Source organism: Priestia sp. TRN 1309 (assembly GCF_050846875.1).
Taxonomy (GTDB): Bacteria; Bacillota; Bacilli; order Bacillales; family Bacillaceae_H; genus Priestia; species Priestia zanthoxyli.
The window spans coordinates 1-1288 of the sequence record NZ_JBOZGM010000019.1 but is presented as its reverse complement, the minus strand read 5'-3'; the positions used below and the strand labels follow the sequence as shown (position 1 = coordinate 1288).

The 1288-nt window shown below is 39.4% G+C and carries 1 protein-coding gene; it reads right to left on the bottom strand.

Going from position 1 to position 1288, the window contains the following annotated elements:
- Positions 1 to 43 precede the first annotated feature (43 nt).
- Positions 44 to 1194 (bottom strand): IS3 family transposase gene (locus ACRPLQ_RS26325; RefSeq protein WP_155726346.1). Its coding sequence is split into 2 segments (ribosomal slippage): positions 44 to 924 and positions 924 to 1194, totalling 1152 coding nucleotides; the frame shifts between segments, so codons are not numbered across the junction.
- Positions 1195 to 1288 lie beyond the last annotated feature (94 nt).

Sequence of the window (1288 nt, the reverse complement as noted above, 5' to 3'; positions counted from 1 at the left end):
TTGGGACTGACCCCTGTTTTTGAGACAGGGATCAAAACACCTTTTAAACGACCAGTTGCCGATATTGTACCGGTGACTGGTTGTTTAGTTTTGTTTGAATACGGGCATTGTTATAATACGTAATATAGTTTTTGACGGTTTGCTCTACGATGGTGGTCGTAGTATATGTCAACTCGTCAAGGTAGAACGTTTCAGACTTTAGCGAGGAATGAAACGATTCGATAGAGGCATTATCTGCGGGAGTCCCTTTGCGGGACATACTCATGGTAATGCCTCTTTCTTTGATTTTTTGTTGATAAGCATACGATGTGTACACGGAACCTTGATCGCTATGCAGCGTGCATCCTTCAGGCAAAGAAGGAAGTTGACTTAACGTATCTAAAACAAACGCTACGTTTTGACAATCACCAATGGAATACGCAATGATTTCTCCGTTAAATAAATCCTGAATACTTGAAAGATACAACTGTTTGGGTCCAAAAGGCAAGTAGGTAATATCCGTCACTAGTTTTTGAAGAGGACGATCAGCTCGAAATTCACGATTTAATACATTCTCTGCAACCTGATAAGGTTGCCCTGTTCGCTGACGTTTCTTCCGTTTTACGCGACATTGCCAACCATACTTCTGCATGGCACGCTGCACAAACTTATGATTCATCTTCATCGTTCGATTGAGTAATGCTGTAATCTTTCGATAGCCATATCGAAACTTGTGTTTATGACATTGTTCACCAACTTGTTGTTCCATCCATTTCTTTAATGTATCCCGTTTTGTATGTTGCTTCCAACGATAGTAAGTGGATCGAGGGATATTAAGATGTAAACAGATTTGATAAATAGGCACCTGACCTTTTAGCTCTTCCACTGTGTTTACTACAATTTCTGGTACCACTTCCTTTCCAATTCCTTGTACTTTTTTAAGATCTCAATCTGTTGCTTTAACTGCCGGTTCTCTGCCTCTAACTTAGACGTCTCGCTTTTAAATTCAGGACCTTTTCCATATGAATACTGCTTGCCTACAGGCTGTCCAAATCGATGCATTTCTCCATTTTTATACCATGTCATCCACGTTTTCAATTGGGTATGATTACGAATATTCAGCTGTGACAATACTTCTTTTACAGGTATACCAGCTAATCTCATTTCAATCGCTTTTAATTTTATTTCTACCGGATAACTGACTCTTGTCCCCATAGAAAAAACACCTCCAAGTTATTGTTAGGTACTACATACCCGTTTTTTAACTTAAAGGTGTTTTTTATTTGTCTCACTCTAGGGGGTCAGTCCC